This window comes from Sinosporangium siamense (genome assembly GCF_016863435.1).
In the GTDB taxonomy this organism is placed as follows: Bacteria; Actinomycetota; Actinomycetes; order Streptosporangiales; family Streptosporangiaceae; genus Sinosporangium; species Sinosporangium siamense.
Window position 1 is genome coordinate 35445 of sequence record NZ_BOOW01000036.1, and the last position, 18449, is coordinate 53893.

Here is an 18449-nt window from a genome sequence, read left to right on the forward strand (position 1 = left end):
ACAGGAAAATGCCGCCAAAGCGGAATGTGTCAGGGGCAGGTGAGCTCGTCGAAACCCTGCTCGACGAGCTCGCCGCCTCGGCTGACCCCAAAGCCAAGGCCAAAGCCGAGGAGCTGGTGCGGGTCCTGGTCGAGTTGTACGGCGAGGGCCTCGACCACGTCATGCGCGCCGTCACCGAGGCCGAGGCCGCCGATGTGCTCAAACGGTTCGTCGAGGACGAGCTAATCTCCAGCCTGCTCATCCTTCACGATCTGCATCCTCTGGACACCGAGGAGCGGGTACGGCAGGCGCTAGACCGGGTTCGGCCCTATCTGGGGCTCCATGAGGGTGGGGTCGAGCTGCTGGAGCTCACGCCTGAGGGTGTGGTGCGGTTGCGTCTTTCCGGCACCTGCCATGGGTGCCCGTCGTCCCAGGTCACCGCGACGCAGGGCATCGAGCGGGCGGTCAAGGAGGCCGCGCCAGAGGTGAGCGGGATCGAGATCGAGGGGCTCGCCGACTCGGGGTTGTTGCAGATTCAACCGCGACCGCCCGGTCCGTGTCCTGTGCCTGAGCAGGGTTCCGCTCCTTCGGGCGCTCCTCCCCAGGGGGCGAGTGTCCAGTGAGCGAACGTCCAGCAGGCGGCGGGCGGCCACCGGGCCGGGAGGGGACCGGTCGCGGGGGTCTGCGGCGGTTCCGGGAGCCCGCGCCCCCGTCCGGTGCCCATGAGCGCGAGGCGCCGCGTTGCGAGATGTGTGCGGAGCCCATCGGTGACGACCACCGGCACGTCGTGAACCTGGAGAGCCGGACGCTCATGTGCACCTGCCCGGCGTGTTGCCTGCTGTTCACCCATGAGGGAGCCGGCCGGGGCCGCTACCGCGCCGTGCCGTACCGCTATCTGTACGCCCCCTCACTCGGGCTGAGCCCGGCAGACTGGGACGAGCTTCAGATCCCCGTGCGGATGGTCTTCTTCTTCCACAACTCCGTGCTGGGGCACGCCACCGCGTTCTACCCCAGTCCGGGCGGCGCGACGGAGTCGGAACTGCCCATCCCCGCCTGGGAGCGCCTGCGCGCCGAGCGGGCCGCGGTGGCCGGGGTCGAGCCCGACGTCGAGGCGCTCCTGTTCGACGAGACGGCGTGCTATCTGGTGCCGATCGACGCGTGCTACGAACTGGTGGGACTCGTCCGGCTGCATTGGCGCGGGTTCGACGGCGGCCAGGAGGCGCGGGAGGCGATCGGCGACTTCTTCGCCGGCCTGCGCGCCCGCAGCCGTCTGGTCGCGAACGCACCGGAGGGCGGCCATACCGGGTACGGCGGAGCCGGCTCCGCCGTACCCGGCCGGCGTCCCGGCTGTGCCGTACCCGGCGGTGAGTGGTGACCGGGCCCGCGTTCGCGTGCGTGTCGGCGCGGGCGGACGCGTCGGCGTCGGCGCCGACGCTGCTGTTCCGGCTGCGGGTGGCGGATCCGACGCCGGAGGGCGTGCACATGATGGCGCTCAGGTGCCAGTTGCGCATCGAGCCGCGGCGCAGGGGCTATTCCGACGGGGAAGCGGTGTTGTTGAGCGACCTGTTCGGCGAGCGGAGCCGGTGGGGGGAGACCTTGCGGCCGATGCAGTTCGCCCAGGTCTCGACGATTGTGCCGGGCTTTTCGGGGAGCACCGAGGTGGATCTGCCGGTGCCGTGCAGTTACGACCTGGAGGTGGCGGCGGGCAAGTACCTCGCCTCTCTGGACGACGGCGAGGTGCCGATGCTGCTGCTGTTCAGCGGCACCGTCTTCGTGCGCACGGGCACGGTGCCGGCGGGCGAGGGCATGGCGGTACGGCTGGTGCCGTGGCAATGCGAGGCGCAGTTCGCGTTGCCTGTCGCGACGTGGCGGGAGCTGATGGACATGTGGTTCCCCGGCGCGGGATGGCTGCGGCTGCGCAGGGACACGTTGCGGGCGCTGCAGGTGTTCAAGTCCACGCATGGGCTCGCCACGTGGGACGAAACAGTCGATCGGCTTCTCAAGGAGGCACCGGGATGAGCACGCCCATGGAAGCGGCGCAGAGGGTGGCCGACGCGGTGCTGTATGAGGGATATCTGCTGTTTCCTTATCGCGCCTCGGCGACGAAGAACCAGATGCGCTGGCAGTTCGGCGTGCTGGTGCCGCCGGGCTACACCGCGACCGGGGAGCCGTTCGCCAATGTGACCGAATGCCTGCTGGAGGACGGCGAGAAGGCGGAGATCACCATACGGCTGCGTTTTCTACACGTCATGTCGAGATCGGTGGAACGTGCCGACGGCGAGCTGTTTCAGATGGTCGATCGGTTGACGGTGGACGGCACGACATACATCACCTATGAAGAGGCGACCGAGCGTGAGACGGAAACCGTGTTGCCGTTGGCGCTGCTCCTCAAGGCCGAGCAGCACATCGCCGTGGACGTCTCAGGCGACCGGGCGGACCAGCCCATCCGCACGCGTTCCGGACGGCGCATCGGTCGCGTCGTGCTTGAGCACCGGCCACTGCGGGCCACGATGCGGGTGTCGGCGGAACGTATCGACGCGCCGCAGGACCTGGTCAAAGTGCGCATTTACGTGGAGAACATCGCGGCCTGGGAACGTCCGGACGCCCCTCGCGAGCAGGCGCTGCGCCGCTCGCTGATCTCGACCCACCTGCTGCTGGGCGCGCGGGGCGCCGCCTTCGTGTCGCTCCTCGATCCGCCCGAGTGGGCCCGGCCCGCCGCGGAGTCGTGCAGGAACGACCACATCTGGCCGGTGCTGGTGGGAGCTCCTGCCCAGCGGAACGCCATGTTGTCGTCGCCGATCATCCTCTCCGACTATCCCGCGGTCGCGCAGGAGAGCCCCGGCGACATGTTCGACGCGACGGAGATCGACGAACTGCTCAGCCTGTGCACCATGTCCCTCACCGACCGGGAGAAACAGGAGGCCAGGGACACCGACCCGCGAGCCGCCGAACTCCTCGACCGCGTCGGAGATTTGCCGCCTGAGTTGATGGACCGCCTGCACGGCGCCATCCGCTGGGTCGACGCCCCACCCCGGCAGCCGGCCGCGGAACCATCCGCGCCCTCACTTCCCGCGATCACGCCCGGCTCTCCCGGGGCGATCGCCCTGCCACCGGCTTCGCCGTACAAGACGCCGTGGTGGGATCCCGGGGTGGACGCGGAGGTCGATCCCGAGACCGACAGCGTGAACATCGCCGGGGTGGACGTCGCGAGGGGCAGCAGAGTACGGCTAAGCCCCGGCAAACGGCGAGCCGACGCCTACGACATGTTCCTGGTCGGGCGCATCGCGAAGATCGAGGCGGTGCTGCACGATGTGGACGGCCTGGTGCATTTGGCCGTCACTTTGGAGGACGACCCGTGGGCCGAGCTGAACCGGTCCCATGGGCGCTACATGTATTTCAGCCCGGATGAGGTGGAACCGCTGTGAAGATTCTGATCGCAGGGGTGGGCAACGTGTTCCTCAACGACGATGGATTCGGCGTGGCCGTCGCCCGCAAACTCGACGGCACCAATCTGCCGGACGGCGTGACGGTCGCCGATTTCGGCATCCGCGGCATCCATCTGGCCTATGAGCTGACCGCGGGATACGACCTGACCATCCTCGTCGACGCTCTCCCGAGAGGCGACCAGCCCGGAACTCTCTTTGTGCTCGAACCCTCGACCGACGAGTCCGCCCCTGACTTCATCGACGCGCACGACATGACTCCGGACGCGGTTCTCGCCCTCGCCGGGGTGCTCGGTGTGGAAATCGGGGGCGAGCAACTCGTCAAAGGCGACGTGCTCCTCGTCGGCTGCGAACCCGGCGACATCAATCCCGGCATGGAGTTGTCGCCGCCGGTCGCCGACGCCGTGGAACCCGCGGTGAAGCTGGTGCTTGATCTGGTGCAAGAGCGCCTGGCGACCGCGAGCGCGGCCGGATCGTCGTGAAAGGAGGTGACGACCATGGTGAAGAACGTGCTCCTCGGCGCCTTCCTGGTGCTGGTGGCGGTGATGGTGATCCGGTCCATCCCCGACCTCAAGCGCTACATGAAAATACGCAGCATGTGAAAGCGAGAACAAACCATGCACGAATTCGGAATCGCCGAGGCCGTCCTCGACGCCATCGAACGCCGCGCGAACGGGCGTCCCGTCAGCAGGGCCAAGGTGAACGCCGGCGCCCTGCAACGCATCGACGAAGGCGCCATCAATCAGGCGTTTGCCCTGGTCGCAGAGGGTACAAACGCTGAGGGCGCATACATCGACCTGGTCATCGAGCCCGTACAGCTCACCTGTCGATCCTGCGGCCACAACTCAACATCCACCGATCCCCTCGTGAGCTGCCTCAAATGCGGCGGCACAGACCTCGACACCGAGGGCGGCGACGGGCTCGTCCTCGAATCGATAGAAATCGCGGAGGCGGGCCATGTGTCTGGGAATCCCGGGCGAGATCGTGGAGATTCTCCCCGACCGGCCTGACCTCGCCACGGTCGACGTCAGCGGAGTACGGCGGGCCATCAACATCGGTCTGCTTGAAGACGACCTGGAACCTGGCGACTGGATTCTCATCCACGTCGGATTCGCCCTGTCGAAAATCGACGAGGACGAGGCCCGCGCCGCGCTCGCCTTCCTGGAAAGCATCGGCGAGGCATACGACGAGGAGATCGCCGCACTCCGCGAGTCGATGATCGAGGCAGAGAAAGGGTGACGCTGGCGATGCGCTTCGTCGACGAATATCGGGACGCGGACAAGGCCCGCGCCCTCGCCGCACGGATCGCCGATCTGTGCGAGCCGGGACGGGACTACAAGTTCATGGAGGTGTGCGGCGGGCACACGCACACCATCTACAAACACGGGCTTGAAGATTATCTGCCGGAGGCCGTCACCCTCGTCCACGGCCCCGGATGCCCCGTGTGCGTGATCCCGATGGGTCGCGTCGACGACGCCATCCACCTCGCCGAACAACCCGATGTCATCATGACCTCGTTCGGCGACATGATGCGGGTGCCCGGAGGCAACGGCTCCTTCTTCGACGCCACCGCGCGCGGCGCCGACATCCGCATGGTCTACAGTCCCCTCGACGCGCTGCGCATCGCGCGGAACAACCCCGATAAACGCGTGATCTTCATGGCCATCGGCTTTGAGACCACGGCACCGTCGACCGCCATGACCGTGCTGCGCGCTCAGGCCGAGGGGCTCGCCAACTTCTCGGTCTTCTGCAACCACGTCACGATCATCCCGGCCATCAAGGCGATCCTCGACTCGCCGGATCTGCGGCTCGACGGATTCATCGGGCCAGGGCACGTGTCCACGGTCATCGGCTGCACGCCGTACGAGTTCATCGCCCGTGACTACGGCAAGCCGCTGGTGGTCGCCGGGTTCGAGCCGCTGGACATCCTCCAGTCGGTCTACATGATCCTGCGCCAGCTCGCCGAGAACCGGTCCGAGGTGGAGAACCAGTATTCCCGGGTGGTCCCCTGGGAGGGCAACCTGAAGGCGATCGAGGCCATCACGACGACCATGGAGACCCGCGCCTATTTCGAATGGCGTGGGCTCGGTTTCATCTCCCACTCGGCGTTGCGCATGCGGGAAGGCTATGCCGCCTATGACGCCGAGCATCTGTTCGCCGTTCCCGGCGGGCGGGTGGCCGACCCGAAGGCGTGTCAGTGCGGTGAGGTGCTGAAAGGGGTGCTGAAACCCTGGGAATGCAAGGTCTTCGGCACCGCCTGCACCCCCGAGACACCCATCGGCACCTGCATGGTGTCCTCCGAGGGCGCCTGCGCGGCCTATTACAACTTCGGCAGATTCTCCCGCGAGCGGGTGAAAGAGGCCACCGTACGGCCTCAAGGAGCACGGCCATGACCACCGCCCGCGAACAGCAGGTCCTCGACCGCATCGAACGTGCCCGCCGCCGCAAGGCCCACGTCAAAGACGAACACATCACCCTCTGCCACGGCGCGGGGGGCAAGGCCACCCAGACTCTGATCGAGGCGGTCTTCCTTGACGCCTTCGACAACCCCGCCCTGGCCCCCCTGGCCGACGGCGCCGTGATAGCCGACACCCATGCCTTCACGACGGACTCCTACGTCGTCACCCCGCTGTTCTTCCCCGGAGGCGACATCGGCGACCTGGCGGTCAACGGCACTGTCAACGACCTCGCCATGTGCGGTGCCCGCCCGGTGTGCCTGTCCGCCGGCTTCATCCTTGAGGAGGGCTTCCCCGTCGCCGACCTCCGCCGCATCACCACCTCCATGGCCGCCGCCGCCCGCACCGCCGGCGTGCACATCGTCACCGGCGACACCAAAGTCGTGCAACGCGGCAAAGCCGACGGCTGCTACATCACCACGACCGGCCTCGGCGCCTTCCACCACGACATTCGCCCCGGCGCCCGCATGGCCCGGCCCGGCGACGCCGTCATCGTCTCAGGGCCCGTCGGCGACCACGGCATCACCATCATGCTGGCCCGCGGCGAACTCGACATCGAAGCCGACACCGTCTCCGACACCGCCGCCCTGGCCGGCCTGGTCGACGACCTCCTGACCGCCTGCGGTCCCCACCTGCACACCCTCCGCGACCCCACCCGCGGCGGCGTCGCCACCGTCCTCAACGAGATCACCGCCACCACCCAGCTGGCCGCCGTCCTCGACGAGGACACCATCCCCGTCCGCCCCGCCGTGAGAGGCGCGTGCGAACTTTTGGGCATCGATCCCCTGTACGTCGCGTGCGAAGGCCGCCTGCTAGCCCTGGTCGCCCCTGAAGCCACCCAAACCGCCCTGTCCACCCTCCACGCCCACCCTCTGGGCCAGGACGCCACCGTCATCGGCCACCTCACCGACGACCCACCCGGCCTGGTCCTCCTCCGCACCACCTTCGGCGGCACCCGCATCGTCGACCTCCTGGTCGGCGACCCCCTGCCCCGCATCTGCTGACCTATGTCCGGCGGCCTGCCATCCTCATAGGCATGCGGGAAGACGACCTGGTGGGCCTGTGGGACAGCACCCCCTATGACTACGGGGCTATGGAAACCAGTTCCCTAGGACTGCTGCCCGACGGACGCGGCTGGAGTGAGTGGGCCAACGCAGCAGGCGCCCTCGAAGTGGCGCGCTTCACCTGGCACTGTCCGCTGCCCGGCATCCTGCACGTGCGATACACCTGGCTGATCTCCGGCACATGGCACAACACGGCGCACGACCTCTGCTACAGCCGGCAACACCCGAAGATTCCCTCAAGGACGCAGTACGAATGGCCTCACGCAGAGCCCGAAGCCTCGCCGCCCTCGTCCAAGGCGGCAACGTCGGTCCCGAAACCATGCCCCAGCTCCATGACGACGTCGCCCAAGTTACCCGCGACTACCCGCGCCTGTCGCTCCACGAGCTGCTGCCCGAGATGTCGGAACTCCAAGAGGTGATCTACACCCCGCTCGAAGGTCGGCAGCGTCCCCACGAGACTGCCCACCAGGAGTGCATCGGCTTGCGATCGTAGGAAGTCGGCCCCGGTCGTGGAGGCCCGCTCGAGTGCTGGATCAAGACCTTCCTGCTGGAGGAACCCCTAGACCGTGGAAGCAGCAACAGACCGAGCGTGGTGAGTTCACTGTGCACTCGCCAATAGCCCCCAGGATGAGTTCTCTCAAACCAGGATTGTTCGCGAGCCACCGGGCGCAGTTCGGTGCTGCAATCAGACGAGCGTCCGTGGTGCATCGATAGAGTGGGATGCCCGAGGGTAGAGAGGGGACACGATGGCGCTGACCACTTCTCTGGCGGGGCGGGTTCGGAACACGAGCCTCCCCAAGAGCCACGCCCTCCTGCCTCTGCTGGAGGCTGTCGTCAACGCGCTCCAAGCGATCGATGCACGCTTCGGTGACGATATTGAGCAGGGCCGCCTGCAAGTCACGATTGAGCGAAGCGGGCAAGACGAATTGGACTTCGGCTCTTCAGGTCCCGGACGCATGGCATTGAAGCCGATCGTCGGGTTCAGCATCGAGGACAACGGCGTGGGCTTCACGCCGGATAATATGAGCTCCTTTGAGACGCTGGATAGTGACTACAAAGCTGGCATAGGGTGCCGTGGGGTGGGACGCCTACTCTGGCTTAAAGCATTCGACAAGGTCTCGGTGCGCAGTGGATACAAGGATGATTCCGGGGGCCTTCGCGTTCGGACGTTTAGGTTCTCTGTAGACCACGAAGTGGAGCATGTCGACGAGCCAGGCGATTTCCGCGAAACCGGGTCGATTGTGCATCTGGGCGGCTTCAAGGAAGGCGGGGGTGAGCGAGCAGACGATCTATTACTCCTTCGGCACCAAGAAGGCCATCCTCACCGCTGCCCTCAACCAGGCCGTCGCGGGAGACGACCAGCCCATTCCCACCCTGGAACGCCCCTGGGCCCAGGCCGCCATCGCCGACCCCGACCCACGCGGCCAACTCCAGCGCCAGGCGGCAGGCGCCGGCGACATCTACCTGCGCGCCGCCCCCTTGCTGGAGGTCGTCCGCAGCGCGGCCCCCACCGATCCCGACTTGAGCGAACTGTGGGCGACCAACCTCCGGCAACGACTGACCGTGCAGCAGTCCTTCGCACAGGCCCTGGCCGGTAAGACCCCCCTACGCGACGGCATGACACCCGACACCGCCGCCGACATCGCGCTGACCATCCTGTCCCCCGAGACCTACACCCTGCTGGTCGGCACCAGGCATTGGCCGCACGCCACCTGGCAGACATGGGCGGAAACCGCCCTCACCAGTCTGCTCATCGAGCCGCCCGGCTAAGTTCGGTGGCTCTTGGGATGGTTGAGCCGTCGGGCGGGCCGGGGACCGCTCGGGGGTCACTTCCGGTGGGGAGGTCTGGGCGTCCGGGTAGACCGGATTCGCCGGGGAGGGCAGGGCTGCCCGGGAGTTTGGGGTCGGCTGGGGAGCCGCCAGGGAGGCCGGGTGCTCGGAGGCCGCTGTCTGGAGGGCCGGTGTGGGGTAGGCCGGGGAGACGCCGGGTGAACTGTTGCCGGGCACGCTGCCTGAGGGGACGGAAGTCTTGGGGAGTTGCGTGAGGAGGCTCACGGTCTGGGCCGGGGGCGAGGGGGCACTCCCACTGTGCCCAGTGCGCGGGTCAAGGCCATCGCTCCGGAGATCGTGGTGCCGTGGTTGGCCGCGCCCAGTCCGATGAGTTTGCGGACCTTGGGGGCGCCGCCGAGGAACTTGAGGTACCAGCGGGGGAGTGGGCCGCCGCCCTGTGAATGACCGACCAGGTCGACCTTTGTGGCGCCCGTGGTGGTGAGCACTCGGTCGACGAAGGTCGCGAGTTCCTTGGCGGACGTGGCTATGGGGCCGGTTCCCTTGATCGCGATGCCTCGGGGGGCGCCGAAGTTGAGGGCCTAGACGCAGTGGCCGTCCCGCTTCAGGGCCGGGGACATGGCGCGGTTCATGCCGTAGGCGTTGCTCAGGGTTCCGTGGACCAGCACCACGGGCACGGGGCGGTGTGGGCTTGGGCGGCATGTCCAGTCGTTGGCGCCTGGGGTGATGCGTCGGGGTTGAGGAGTGAAAAGGCGGTGGCCGTGCCGAAGGCGGCGGTGCTGACGGGGACGGTGTCGGCATGAGCGGGGGTGGTCAGGGCGCCGAGGGTGGCCACCGCCAGGGAGGCGGACATGGCGGCGCGCAGGGCACGCATGAAGGGTCGCGCCTTTCGGGGGGAGGGGGGATCGGGGGCGCACGTCTTCATCGGGTTGGCCGGGCTTCTGTGTCAATCCGTGAGCATCTGTAAGCGTAGTGTAATGATGTGGCATGTCTGGGCTGCATCGGGTCACTTCATTTGATCCGTCGTCATTTTGGTACGGCGTGACCGTGCCGGGTGCCGGCGCCCGGCACGGTGAAGGGGCGCCGTGCTAGCGCTGGGGGCGGAGCCGGCTTATGAACGGTAGTGCCGGGCGGCAGGACGGTTGCCGGGCGGTCGCCGGGTCCAGGTGGTTGCGCACGAGTTGGAGTGCGGCGGGGGCGTACGTCATGTCGAGGTGTTTGGTCAGGTCGAGTGGGCAGATGTTCTGGAGCAGGATGTTGGTCACCTTGGCGCCGGGGCCCGCTGTGAGGAACTGGTTGGTGTACGGCGTGACCACGCCGTCGTATCGTGACACGACGGTGACGTATTCCACGCTTGGCACCGTGTCCCCGCCCTGGTCGAGCACCCGGTTGAACTCCGATCCTGCGAACATGTTCGGTCCCGCGTCGCCGGGCTTCAGCCCGGGGATGCCGAGTATGCCGAGTGCCGCGGCGAGTGTGCTGACGCCGGAGACGGTGGTGCCGTGGTTGGCCGGGGCGAGGCCGATGAGTTTGCGCACTTTGGGGCCGCCGTCGTGATATTTCAGATACCACCGTGGCATGACGCCGCCGCCCTGTGAATGTCCCACCAGGTCGACCTCGGCGGCGCCGGTCGCCGTCAGCACCTTGTCCACGAAGCCGGCGAGTTCCTTGGCCGAGTCCGGCACCGGGGCGGTGGCCTTGAGCGGGATGCCGGGGGCTCCGCCGTAGTTGAGGGCGTAGACGCAGTAGCCGTCGCGCTTCAAGGTGGGAGCCAGTTCGTTCCAGACGTTGAAGGCGTTGGCCCAGGTGCCGTGGATCAGCACGACGGGCACGGGACGCCGCGCGCTCGGTGCGCACGCCCAGTCGTTCGCGCCGGGTGGGGATTCGTCGGGTTTGGCGAGGGAGGCGAGGAAGGCGCCGGGGAAGGTGGTGAAACCGTGAGGCACCGGGTCGGCCACCGCGGCCCCGGTGCTCCGCATGCTCGCGGTGCTCATCATGCTTGCCGCGCCCGCCGCGCCCGCCGCGCCCGCCGCGCTCACCGCGCCTGCCGTGCTCGCACTGCCGGCCATGCTCAAGGTGGTTGTGGTGAAAAGCGTGGCCGCCAAAGTGAAGCCCGAAAGGGTGCGCATGGTCAGCACGTCCCGAGGGCCGTTTCGAGGGCGGTCTTCTCCGCCGGGTCGACCGCGAGTCCCCAGCGGGACTTCACGTCGATCCACGAGCGGGCGTAAGCGCAGTGGAAGGACTCCAGCGGAGGCATCCAAACCCCCGGGTCCTTGTCCCCCTTGCCCTGGTTGACGCTGTCGGTGACGGCCCAGAGCTGGGACGAGCCGAGGTCGTTGGCGAACTGCTGCCGCCGGGCCGTGTTCCACCGGTCGGCGCCGGACTTCCACGCCTCGGAGAGCGGCACCATGTGGTCGATGTCGATGTCGGACGCCATGGTCCAGGTGACTCCGTCGTACGGGCTGTACCACGTGCCCGCGACCGAGCGGCACTGCGCGTCGGTGACGACGGCGATGGCGTCGCGTTTGAGTACGGCTTCGCGGGTGTCGCAGCTCGCCTCGACGGGGTTCCAGTGCGGGAACAACGTGCGGTAGTAGCCGGTGGTGGGGCCCGAGGGGCGCACTTCCAGGGCGGCCAGTTGGGCTCGGGCCGTCTGGGGGTCGGGCGGGGGTGGCGGGGCGGCGACGGCGGGGCCGGCGAGGGTCGCGGCGACGGCGAGAGCTGCGAAGATCGTCATGTCGCCGGACATTAACGATCATGAATGGCGACGCCGGCTCACGCGCGCCGGACTTGCGGAGCCATGTCCGGACGATGACGTGCTGCTGACTCTGCCCGCGGCCGTCGCAACCCGATATGTCAGAGATCCGGTTAACTGTTGAGTTTCTTTACAGTTAACTGCTACCTTGGGTGCAGACGGGGGCTCATAGACCCCGGGGGCCGCGCACCGTGGTGGGAGTCGCGGCCCCCGGTTCACCATCAGTCGACGCAGGTCCTGATGATGTGAAGTAGCTCGTCGATCCGGTCCACGTGAGTGCGGTGGCTGAGCACGCACACACGCAGGAAGAAGCGACCGTCGATCATGGTGGACGACAGGAAGACCCGCTTCCTCGCGTTGACACGCTGGAGGAGCTCCTGGTTGGCGGCGGTGCCGCCGTCCTTCAGCCGGAAGGCGACCACGGTCAGGTCCGGTGCCCACGGCACCTCGAAACGCGGGTCGTCGGCGAGCGTACGGTAAACCTGGGCGGCCAGGTCGAGCTTCTCGTCCAGTGCGTTCCGGAACGCCTTCACCCCGTGCAGGTGCAGCGGCAGCCACAGCCGCATGCCCCGCGAATCCCTGGTCAACTCCGGCCCCAGGTGGGCGTAGTCCGGCAAGCCGTACACCGCGTCCAGGTCCTGCAGGTAGACGCCGTCGCCCGCGTGGGCCGCACCCAGCAGGGCGGGTTCGCGGACGAGGAGCACGCCGGTGCCGTAGGGCAGGAACAGGCTCTTGTGCGGGTCGAGGGCGATCGAGTCGGCGGACTCGACTCCGGCGAACCTGGCTCTGCCGTACCCCGTGAGCTGGAACCCGCCGCCATAGGCGGCGTCGACGTGGAACCAGAGGTCCTCGGCGCGGGCCAGCACGGCGAGGTCGGCCAGCGGGTCGATCGTGCCGGTGTTGGTGGTGCCCGCCGTGCCCACCAGGAGGAAGGGGCGCAGTCCGGCGGCCCGGTCCTCGGCGATCATGGAGGCGGCGGCGCCGGCGTCCATCGCCAGGGCGGGGGTCGTCGGCACCGTGCGCACACTTTCCGGCGGCAGCCCGGCTACGGCGGCGGCCTTGGCGACGCAGTAGTGCGTCTGCTCGGTGACGTACAGCCTGGCCCCGGTGAAGTCGAAGCCCAGCTTGTGGTGGCGGGCGGCGACGACCGCCGACAGGGTGGCGAGGGAGCCGCCGGTGGTCATCAGACCTCCCGAGCCCGGCGGCAGCCCGAACAGGTCGCACAACCAGGTGAGCACCCCCTGCTCCATGGCCACCAGTGACGGGGCGAGCTGGGCGACCCCGGTGTAGCGGTTGGCGACCTGCGACAGCATGTCGGCGATCGCGGAGGAGGCCAGACCTCCCGCCGAGATGTAGGCGAGGTAGCCGGGGCCCGCCGTGTCGACGCCGTGGCCGACGGCCTCGCGGAACGCTCCAAGCAGGGCGGGCAACGAGCCGGGCTCCTCACCCGGCGGACGGGCGATCTCCTTCACCAGGCGGTCGGCGGTGTCGAACTCGGCGGCGGGGGAGTGCGGCATATGGGCGACGAGGTCGGCAGCCAGGTCAACAGCCATATGACCAAATTTGCGGATATCGGCGGGCGGCAGTTCTAGGGGATAACGATGAGGACTGTGCGATGCCCGGGATGTCATGGTGTCAGGTTATATGTTGCCTGTTGACCGAATAGGGGATCGGTGGGAGAGGCTAGTCCGGCACTGGGAGCGTGCTCCTATCGTCCAAGGTCAGACTCCTAGGCGTGCCGTACGGAATGCCCCGTGAGAAGGAGTGGATCTTTCACTCCGGCGGACTAGCAGGTTGGCACCTGGGAAGGTCGTGGCGGACGGTGCCACCGGATCAGGCTGTGCGGTGTGAAATTCGTATCCGCATTTGTCGCAGCCTCTGTGAGTTTGTCCACGGGTCTATCGTTCTTGGCGTCACCCGCAGCGGCCTCGCCCGTCCCCGACCCGCAATCGCCGCGTTTGACCGCCCCCGCGGTTCCCTTCCCGCTCCCTCCCGGAAGCACCGGCTCCGCGCGAGCCGACGCCTCTAAGACCGCCACACCGAAGACCGCCGGTGCACCCGAGTGGTGCCCCCCGGTGCCGGGCCGCCGCGTCGAGTGCGGCACCCTCACCCGCCCCCTCGTGACGGGCAAATCCGCCCTCGGCACCATCGACATCGCTTATGCCCTGGTGCGGCGTACGGACGAGACCCGCCCGGCCAGGAACACCGTCATGGTGAACCCCGGCGGCCCGGGCGCCCCCGCGATCGTCGACGCGAGCTGGTATTCCTCCGCCACCGCCTCCCTCCAGGCCGACCACGACCTGCTGCTGATCGACCCGCGCGGCACCGGCGTGTCCACCCCGGTCTCCTGCGGCCTCGACGCCGCCGAGGCCTTCATGATCTCCCGAGCCGAACTGCGACGCGGCAGCGCCGACTGCGCCAAGGCGCTCGGCCCGCGTGCCGAGGGTTACACCTCCGCCGCGACCGCCGACGACTTCAACGCCGTACGGCAGAAGCTCGGCATCGCCAAGGTCGTGCTCTACGGCCACTCCTACGGCACCTACCTGCTGCCGATCTACGCCGAACGCCACCCGCAGACGGTGCAGTCGATGGTCCTGTCAGGCGCCTACCCGATCCACTTCGACCCCCTCGGCCGCCCCAGCGCCGAGGCGCTCAGGAAGACCTTCCGCCGCATCTGCGAGCGAAGCCGCGCCTGCGATGGGAACGCCGTTCTGCGCGACCTGAGCCGGGTCACGGCTCGTCTCCGCGTGAAGCCGCTCGACATCGCGGTCACCGCCGGCGGCCGGCCTCGAACGGTCGTCTTCACCGAGGACAAGCTGGCCAACCTGCTGACCTACTCCGCCAGCAGCAGTGTGGGCAGCGCGCCTCAAGACCCCTCCATGATCGGCTCGATGCCCGCGCTGATCCACAAGGCCGCGCGGGGCGACATGGGCGCACTGCGCGACTATCTCGCGCCGATGTTCCAGGCGGCGGCCGACTCCGTCGGCATGGGCGACCTGGGGCAGGGCACCGCCGTGTTCTGCAACGACTATCCGCGTGTCTGGTCGGTGAACGCGCCGCTGCACGTGCGGTGGCGGCAGCACAACCGCCTGCTGGGGCAGGCCGGCAAGCGGGACTTCTGGCCGTTCAGCGTCAGAGGATATGCCGAGGGCCAGGCCGACAGCGCCGACCTCTGCATCGAGTGGCCGGCCAAGGGCACGGCCCGGCCGTATGTCTCGACCGGGAAGTTCCCCGATGTGCCGACGCTGGTGGTCTCCGGCGACCTGGACAGCAACACCGCCGCCGGCAACAGCCGCCTGGCCGCCGCGCAGTTCCCCCGCGCCGAGTTCCTGTCGGTGCCGAACACCGGCCACGTCGCCGAGGCCGACTCCACCGGTTGCGCGCTCGGCCTCGTGACGGATTTCATCCGCGACGAGAAGCTGGGTGACACCTCCTGCCTCGGCGCGATCCCGTCCATCAAGGTCGAGCCCGTCGGGAGGTAAACACGGGCACCGCGGGGCGGTGGCGCGCACCACCGCCCTGGAGCGGGCCTGGGGTCAGAGGTCTAGGGAACGCGTGCGTCGATTTTTCGCCACCAGGGCGGACTACCGCCGCGAAATCGCCGCCTGCGCCAGGGTTCTCGGCCCGCGCGCCGAGGGTTACACCTCCGCCGCGACCGCCGACGACTTCAACGCCGTACGGCGGAAGCTCGGCATAGGCAAGGTCGTGCTCTATGGCCACTCCTACGGCACCTATCTCCTGCCGATGTACGCCCAGCGCCACCCGCACACCGTGCGGTCGATCGTGATCTCGGGCGCCTACCCGATCGACTTCGACCCGTTCGGCCGCCCCAGCGCCGAGGCGACCAGGAACACCTTCGACCGCATCTGCGAACGCAGCCGCGCCTGCGACGGCGACGCCGGCCTGCGGGACCTCGGGCGTGTCGCGGCACGCCTGCGCGCGCAGCCGCTCGTCCTCCCGATCACGGTCGCCGGCGAGGCCCGCACCGTCACCTTCACCGAGGACAAACTGGCCGCCCTGCTTACCTACACCGCCGCTGGAGGGGTGGGCACCGCACCCGGCCGGCCCTCCGTGATCGGCATGATGCCGGCTCTGCTCCACAAGGCTGCGCGGGGCGACACCGGGCCGCTGTCGGAGTTGCTCACTTCGGCGTTCCAGCAGGTGGCGGATGCCCCGATCGGCGACTTCGGCCTCTCAGCGAGCGTGGTCTGCAACGACTATCCCCGCACCTGGTCGACGGGCGCGCCGCTTGAGACCCGCTGGCGGCAGCACAGCCGCGCGATGGCGCAGGCCGACCCGCGTGACTTCGCCCCCTTCAGCGCCAGGGGCTACAGCGAGGGGCAGCTGGACGGCGCGGAGGTGTGCATCGAGTGGCCGGCCAAGGGCACGGCTCGGCCGTACGTCTCGACTGAGAAGTTCCCCGATGTGCCGACGCTGGTGGTCTCCGGCGACCTCGACAGCAACACCGCCGCCGGCAACAGCCGGCTGGCCGCCCAGCAGTTCCCGAACGCCACGTTCCTGTCGGTGCCGAACACCGGTCACATCGCCGAGGCCGACTCCACGGGGTGTGCCCTCGGCCTGGTCCTCGGTTTCATCCGCGAAGAGAAACTCGGCAACACTTCGTGTCTCGCCGCGATTCCCCCGATCCGCGTCGAACCCCTCGGGTGATAAGACCATCATCAGAGAGCCTTAAATAAATCTTTTGTCGGTAGCGACCGGAATCGTTTCTCCTTGACACTGGCCGCCGTGACTCTCTTATCAGCGCTCCTGGCTGTGTCAACTGGATTGTCCACAGGTCTGGCGTCACCCCCCGCCCCGCTCCACACACCCGCAACCCCCGCGACCACCTCCACCCCGGCCCCCGGGGCGCCCGCCTGGTGCCCCACCGTGGAGGGGCAGCGGGTCGAGTGTGGAACCCTCATCCGCCCCCTTGTCGCCGGCAAACCGGACCTCGGCACCATCGACATCGGTTATGCCCTGGTCAGACGGAAGAACGAGGACCGGCCCGCCGTGAACACCATCCTGGTCAACCCCGGCGGGCCGGGTGGGGCGGCGGTGGGGCTGGCGGGGGTTTACACCTACATGCTCTCCGCACTCACCGAAGATCATGACATCTTGCTGGTCGACCCCCGCGGCGTCGGCGCCTCCACACCGCTGAACTGCGGGCTCGGCGTCGCGGAGATGCAGCTCGGCACCCGCGCCGACCTGCGGCGCAATATCGCGGCCTGCGGCGCGGTCCTCGGGCAGAAGGCCGAGGGATATACATCGGCGGCGACGGCCGACGACTTCAACGCCGTACGGCGGAAGCTCGGCATCGGCGAGGTCGTGCTGGTGGGCCACTCCTACGGCACCTACCTGCTGCCCGTCTACGCCGAACGCCACCCCGAGACGGTGCGGAGCATGGTGCTCTCGGGCGCCTATCCGATCGCCTTCGACTCCTTCGGCCGCCCCAGCGCCGCGTCGGTGCGCTCCGCGGTGCGCAAGGTGTGCCTGCGTAGCGGCGCCTGCGACGGCGACACGATCCTGCGGGACCTGCGCCGCGTCGCCGCCAAGCTGCGCGCCAAGCCGATCGACCTGAAGGTCGCGGTCCGCGGGGCCACCCGCACGGTGCAGCTCACCGAGAGCCGGCTCGTCACCCTCCTCTACTCCAACGCCAGCAGCGGCGTGGGCGCCGTCGCAGGCGAGGCGCCGCTCATCGGCCGCCTGCCCGCCGCCATCCACCGGGCCGCCCGCGGCGACACCGTCGCCCTCGTCGCCGAGGCCGCCGGATCGATCGAACGCGGCGCCGCCGACGCCGAGGGCGTGGACTTCGCGCTCGGCGTGTCGGTGATGTGCAACGACTATCCGCGCCGCTGGTCGGTGGACGCGCCGCTGCAAGAACGGTGGCGCCAGTTCAAGAGTGCCCTGTCGCGGGCCGATCCCGCGGCGTTCGCGCCGTTCAGCCGGGAAGGGTTCGTGTACGGCCAGCTCGACGGGGCCGAGGTCTGCATCGAGTGGCCCAAGGCCGGCTCGGCTGCGCCGTACGAGTCGTCGGGGCGTTTTCCCGACGTGCCCACCCTTGTGCTCTCCGGCGACCTCGACAGCATCACCACGGTCGGCAACAGCCGGCTGGCTGCCGCGCAGTTCCCCGGCGCCGAGTTCGTGACCGTGCCGAATGCCGGGCACGTCCCCGACCAGGAGGCCAGCGGATGTGCGAGCGGCATCGTGGCCGGGTTCGTCCGTGAAGAACGGCTGGGCGACACCTCCTGCCTCGCCCATATCCCACCCGTCGCAGTCACCCCGGTCCGCTAGAACCCGGCCGCCGGGCAGCCCTGGGCGGGCCCGGCGGCCGGAGACCGGGACGGGGTCAGTCCAGGATCTTCTTGCCGTCGGTGCCGACCACGTGCCACTGGGCGCCGAACGCGGTGAGGTCCTGGCCCTTGGTCTCGCCCGGCGCCGAGTCGCGGGCGTTGAGGTAAAGCGGGTGGCCGTTGTAGGTGACCTGCTTCTTGCCGTTCTTGCGTTCGATCACGCCGAGCATGTTGGGGTTCACCGCCCCGCTCGCCTCGGGCTTGCCTGTGGTGAGGAAGGGAGGCCAGTCCTTGGCGCATGCCTTCGCGCAGGTGGGAGCACCGGCGTTGTCGCGTTCGAAGGCGTAGAGGGTGTGGCCGCGGGGCCCGGTAAGGATGGTGCCGAATCGTGTGGTCTCCACCCCGACGGCGTTCAAGGCCGCGGCGGCCGGAGTGGCCGAGGGAGTCGGCGTGTCCGGGGCCGGTGCGGCCGACCGTGTGCTGATGGGCATGACCGCGTCGCGGCTGGGCGCCGACGTCGACATGCCGGTGGCCTGCGTGGAGTTCGATCCGCAGGCGGTGAGTGTCAGGCCGAGACCGAGCAGCGCGGCTGTGGCGGCCGGTCCGACAGGCCAGGTTCTTCGCATGGCCCCCTCCTCTTCAGGTGGCCCGCCCCCGGCGGGCAGACCTTGATC

Annotated in this window: 21 protein-coding genes; 15 read left to right on the forward strand and 6 right to left on the reverse strand. The window is 68.6% G+C overall.

The features are described from left to right. Positions 1 to 8 precede the first annotated feature (8 nt). The 12 genes from Ssi02_RS27595 (at position 9) to Ssi02_RS27645 (ending at position 8712) form a co-directional block, all read left to right on the forward strand. Positions 9 to 602 carry a NifU family protein gene (locus Ssi02_RS27595; RefSeq protein ID WP_204030499.1) on the forward strand — a complete coding sequence of 198 codons (594 nt, stop codon included), beginning with the start codon at positions 9 to 11 and terminating at the stop codon, positions 600 to 602. A gap of 125 nt (positions 603 to 727) precedes the next feature. After that, on the forward strand, positions 728 to 1354 hold the full coding sequence (locus Ssi02_RS27600) for a DUF5947 family protein (protein ID WP_204030500.1): 627 nt from the start codon (positions 728 to 730) through the stop codon (positions 1352 to 1354). After that, the gene (locus Ssi02_RS27605) at positions 1351 to 1998 is read left to right on the forward strand and encodes a DUF6084 family protein (protein WP_239129847.1); all 648 of its coding nucleotides are present in this window, start codon (positions 1351 to 1353) and stop codon (positions 1996 to 1998) included. The genes Ssi02_RS27600 and Ssi02_RS27605 overlap by 4 nt, the downstream gene beginning before the upstream one ends. Further along, positions 1995 to 3404 (forward strand): hypothetical protein, encoded by a 1410-nt coding sequence (locus Ssi02_RS27610; RefSeq protein WP_204030502.1) that lies wholly within the window; start codon positions 1995 to 1997, stop codon positions 3402 to 3404. Before Ssi02_RS27605 ends, Ssi02_RS27610 begins: the two co-directional genes overlap by 4 nt. Then, on the forward strand, positions 3401 to 3904 hold the full coding sequence (locus Ssi02_RS27615; protein ID WP_204030503.1) for a hydrogenase maturation protease: 504 nt from the start codon (positions 3401 to 3403) through the stop codon (positions 3902 to 3904). Before Ssi02_RS27610 ends, Ssi02_RS27615 begins: the two co-directional genes overlap by 4 nt. A gap of 15 nt (positions 3905 to 3919) precedes the next feature. After that, positions 3920 to 4024: a DUF6893 family small protein gene (locus tag Ssi02_RS39950; RefSeq protein WP_373870213.1), complete on the forward strand. Its 105-nt coding sequence runs from the start codon at positions 3920 to 3922 to the stop codon at positions 4022 to 4024. Between the two features lie 15 nt (positions 4025 to 4039). Continuing rightward, positions 4040 to 4432 carry a hydrogenase maturation nickel metallochaperone HypA/HybF gene (locus tag Ssi02_RS27620; protein ID WP_204030504.1) on the forward strand — a complete coding sequence of 131 codons (393 nt, stop codon included), beginning with the start codon at positions 4040 to 4042 and terminating at the stop codon, positions 4430 to 4432. Then, complete coding sequence (locus Ssi02_RS27625; RefSeq protein WP_373870208.1) at positions 4407 to 4661, forward strand: HypC/HybG/HupF family hydrogenase formation chaperone; 255 nt, start codon at positions 4407 to 4409, stop codon at positions 4659 to 4661. The genes Ssi02_RS27620 and Ssi02_RS27625 overlap by 26 nt, the downstream gene beginning before the upstream one ends. Next, the gene (hypD, locus tag Ssi02_RS27630; protein WP_239129850.1) at positions 4658 to 5815 is read left to right on the forward strand and encodes a hydrogenase formation protein HypD; all 1158 of its coding nucleotides are present in this window, start codon (positions 4658 to 4660) and stop codon (positions 5813 to 5815) included. The genes Ssi02_RS27625 and hypD overlap by 4 nt, the downstream gene beginning before the upstream one ends. After that, complete coding sequence (hypE, locus tag Ssi02_RS27635; RefSeq protein ID WP_204030506.1) at positions 5812 to 6882, forward strand: hydrogenase expression/formation protein HypE; 1071 nt, start codon at positions 5812 to 5814, stop codon at positions 6880 to 6882. Before hypD ends, hypE begins: the two co-directional genes overlap by 4 nt. A 313-nt stretch (positions 6883 to 7195) precedes the next feature. Beyond that, on the forward strand, positions 7196 to 7435 hold the full coding sequence (locus Ssi02_RS27640; protein ID WP_204030507.1) for a hypothetical protein: 240 nt from the start codon (positions 7196 to 7198) through the stop codon (positions 7433 to 7435). Positions 7436 to 8214: 779 nt separating this feature from the next. Further along, entirely contained in the window at positions 8215 to 8712 is a 498-nt protein-coding gene (locus Ssi02_RS27645) for a TetR/AcrR family transcriptional regulator (protein ID WP_204030508.1), read from the forward strand. A 281-nt stretch (positions 8713 to 8993) separates the two neighbouring features. On the opposite strand, the gene Ssi02_RS27650 is transcribed toward Ssi02_RS27645, so the two are convergent. From Ssi02_RS27650 to Ssi02_RS27670, 5 genes are all read right to left on the reverse strand, one after another. Then, entirely contained in the window at positions 8994 to 9284 is a 291-nt protein-coding gene (locus Ssi02_RS27650) for an esterase/lipase family protein (protein WP_307825807.1), read from the reverse strand. Between the two features lie 92 nt (positions 9285 to 9376). Continuing rightward, entirely contained in the window at positions 9377 to 9604 is a 228-nt protein-coding gene (locus Ssi02_RS27655) for a hypothetical protein (RefSeq protein WP_204030510.1), read from the reverse strand. A 214-nt stretch (positions 9605 to 9818) separates the two neighbouring features. Next, positions 9819 to 10859 carry an esterase/lipase family protein gene (locus tag Ssi02_RS27660; protein ID WP_204030511.1) on the reverse strand — a complete coding sequence of 347 codons (1041 nt, stop codon included), beginning with the start codon at positions 10857 to 10859 and terminating at the stop codon, positions 9819 to 9821. Positions 10860 to 10861: 2 nt separating this feature from the next. After that, positions 10862 to 11467, reverse strand: coding sequence for an HNH endonuclease family protein (locus Ssi02_RS27665; protein WP_239129852.1), 606 nt, complete (start codon positions 11465 to 11467; stop codon positions 10862 to 10864). A gap of 239 nt (positions 11468 to 11706) precedes the next feature. Next, on the reverse strand, positions 11707 to 13038 hold the full coding sequence (locus Ssi02_RS27670; protein ID WP_204030513.1) for a pyridoxal phosphate-dependent decarboxylase family protein: 1332 nt from the start codon (positions 13036 to 13038) through the stop codon (positions 11707 to 11709). A gap of 522 nt (positions 13039 to 13560) precedes the next feature. On the opposite strand from Ssi02_RS27670, the gene Ssi02_RS27675 reads away from it, so the two are divergent. From Ssi02_RS27675 to Ssi02_RS27685, 3 genes are all read left to right on the forward strand, one after another. Further along, the gene (locus tag Ssi02_RS27675; RefSeq protein ID WP_204030514.1) at positions 13561 to 14967 is read left to right on the forward strand and encodes an alpha/beta fold hydrolase; all 1407 of its coding nucleotides are present in this window, start codon (positions 13561 to 13563) and stop codon (positions 14965 to 14967) included. A 73-nt stretch (positions 14968 to 15040) separates the two neighbouring features. Continuing rightward, positions 15041 to 16153, forward strand: coding sequence for an alpha/beta fold hydrolase (locus Ssi02_RS27680; RefSeq protein WP_204030515.1), 1113 nt, complete (start codon positions 15041 to 15043; stop codon positions 16151 to 16153). Between the two features lie 219 nt (positions 16154 to 16372). Then, entirely contained in the window at positions 16373 to 17776 is a 1404-nt protein-coding gene (locus tag Ssi02_RS27685; protein WP_204030516.1) for an alpha/beta fold hydrolase, read from the forward strand. Positions 17777 to 17831: 55 nt separating this feature from the next. Here the strand turns inward: Ssi02_RS27685 and Ssi02_RS27690 are convergent, their stop codons facing one another. Then, complete coding sequence (locus tag Ssi02_RS27690; RefSeq protein WP_204030517.1) at positions 17832 to 18401, reverse strand: COG4315 family predicted lipoprotein; 570 nt, start codon at positions 18399 to 18401, stop codon at positions 17832 to 17834. Positions 18402 to 18449: the final 48 nt, after the last annotated feature.

Coding starts and splice junctions, on each gene's coding strand:
- Ssi02_RS27670 (WP_204030513.1), bottom strand. CDS start 13,038: ATGGCTGTTGACCTGGCTGCCGACCTCGTCGCCCATATGCCGCACTCC.
- Ssi02_RS27665 (WP_239129852.1), bottom strand. CDS start 11,467: ATGACGATCTTCGCAGCTCTCGCCGTCGCCGCGACCCTCGCCGGCCCC.
- Ssi02_RS27660 (WP_204030511.1), bottom strand. CDS start 10,859: ATGCGCACCCTTTCGGGCTTCACTTTGGCGGCCACGCTTTTCACCACA.
- Ssi02_RS39950 (WP_373870213.1), top strand. CDS start 3,920: ATGGTGAAGAACGTGCTCCTCGGCGCCTTCCTGGTGCTGGTGGCGGTG.
- Ssi02_RS27610 (WP_204030502.1), top strand. CDS start 1,995: ATGAGCACGCCCATGGAAGCGGCGCAGAGGGTGGCCGACGCGGTGCTG.
- hypE (WP_204030506.1), top strand. CDS start 5,812: ATGACCACCGCCCGCGAACAGCAGGTCCTCGACCGCATCGAACGTGCC.
- Ssi02_RS27690 (WP_204030517.1), bottom strand. CDS start 18,401: ATGCGAAGAACCTGGCCTGTCGGACCGGCCGCCACAGCCGCGCTGCTC.
- Ssi02_RS27600 (WP_204030500.1), top strand. CDS start 728: ATGTGTGCGGAGCCCATCGGTGACGACCACCGGCACGTCGTGAACCTG.
- Ssi02_RS27655 (WP_204030510.1), bottom strand. CDS start 9,604: ATGCGTGCCCTGCGCGCCGCCATGTCCGCCTCCCTGGCGGTGGCCACC.
- Ssi02_RS27595 (WP_204030499.1), top strand. CDS start 9: ATGCCGCCAAAGCGGAATGTGTCAGGGGCAGGTGAGCTCGTCGAAACC.
- Ssi02_RS27620 (WP_204030504.1), top strand. CDS start 4,040: ATGCACGAATTCGGAATCGCCGAGGCCGTCCTCGACGCCATCGAACGC.
- Ssi02_RS27640 (WP_204030507.1), top strand. CDS start 7,196: ATGGCCTCACGCAGAGCCCGAAGCCTCGCCGCCCTCGTCCAAGGCGGC.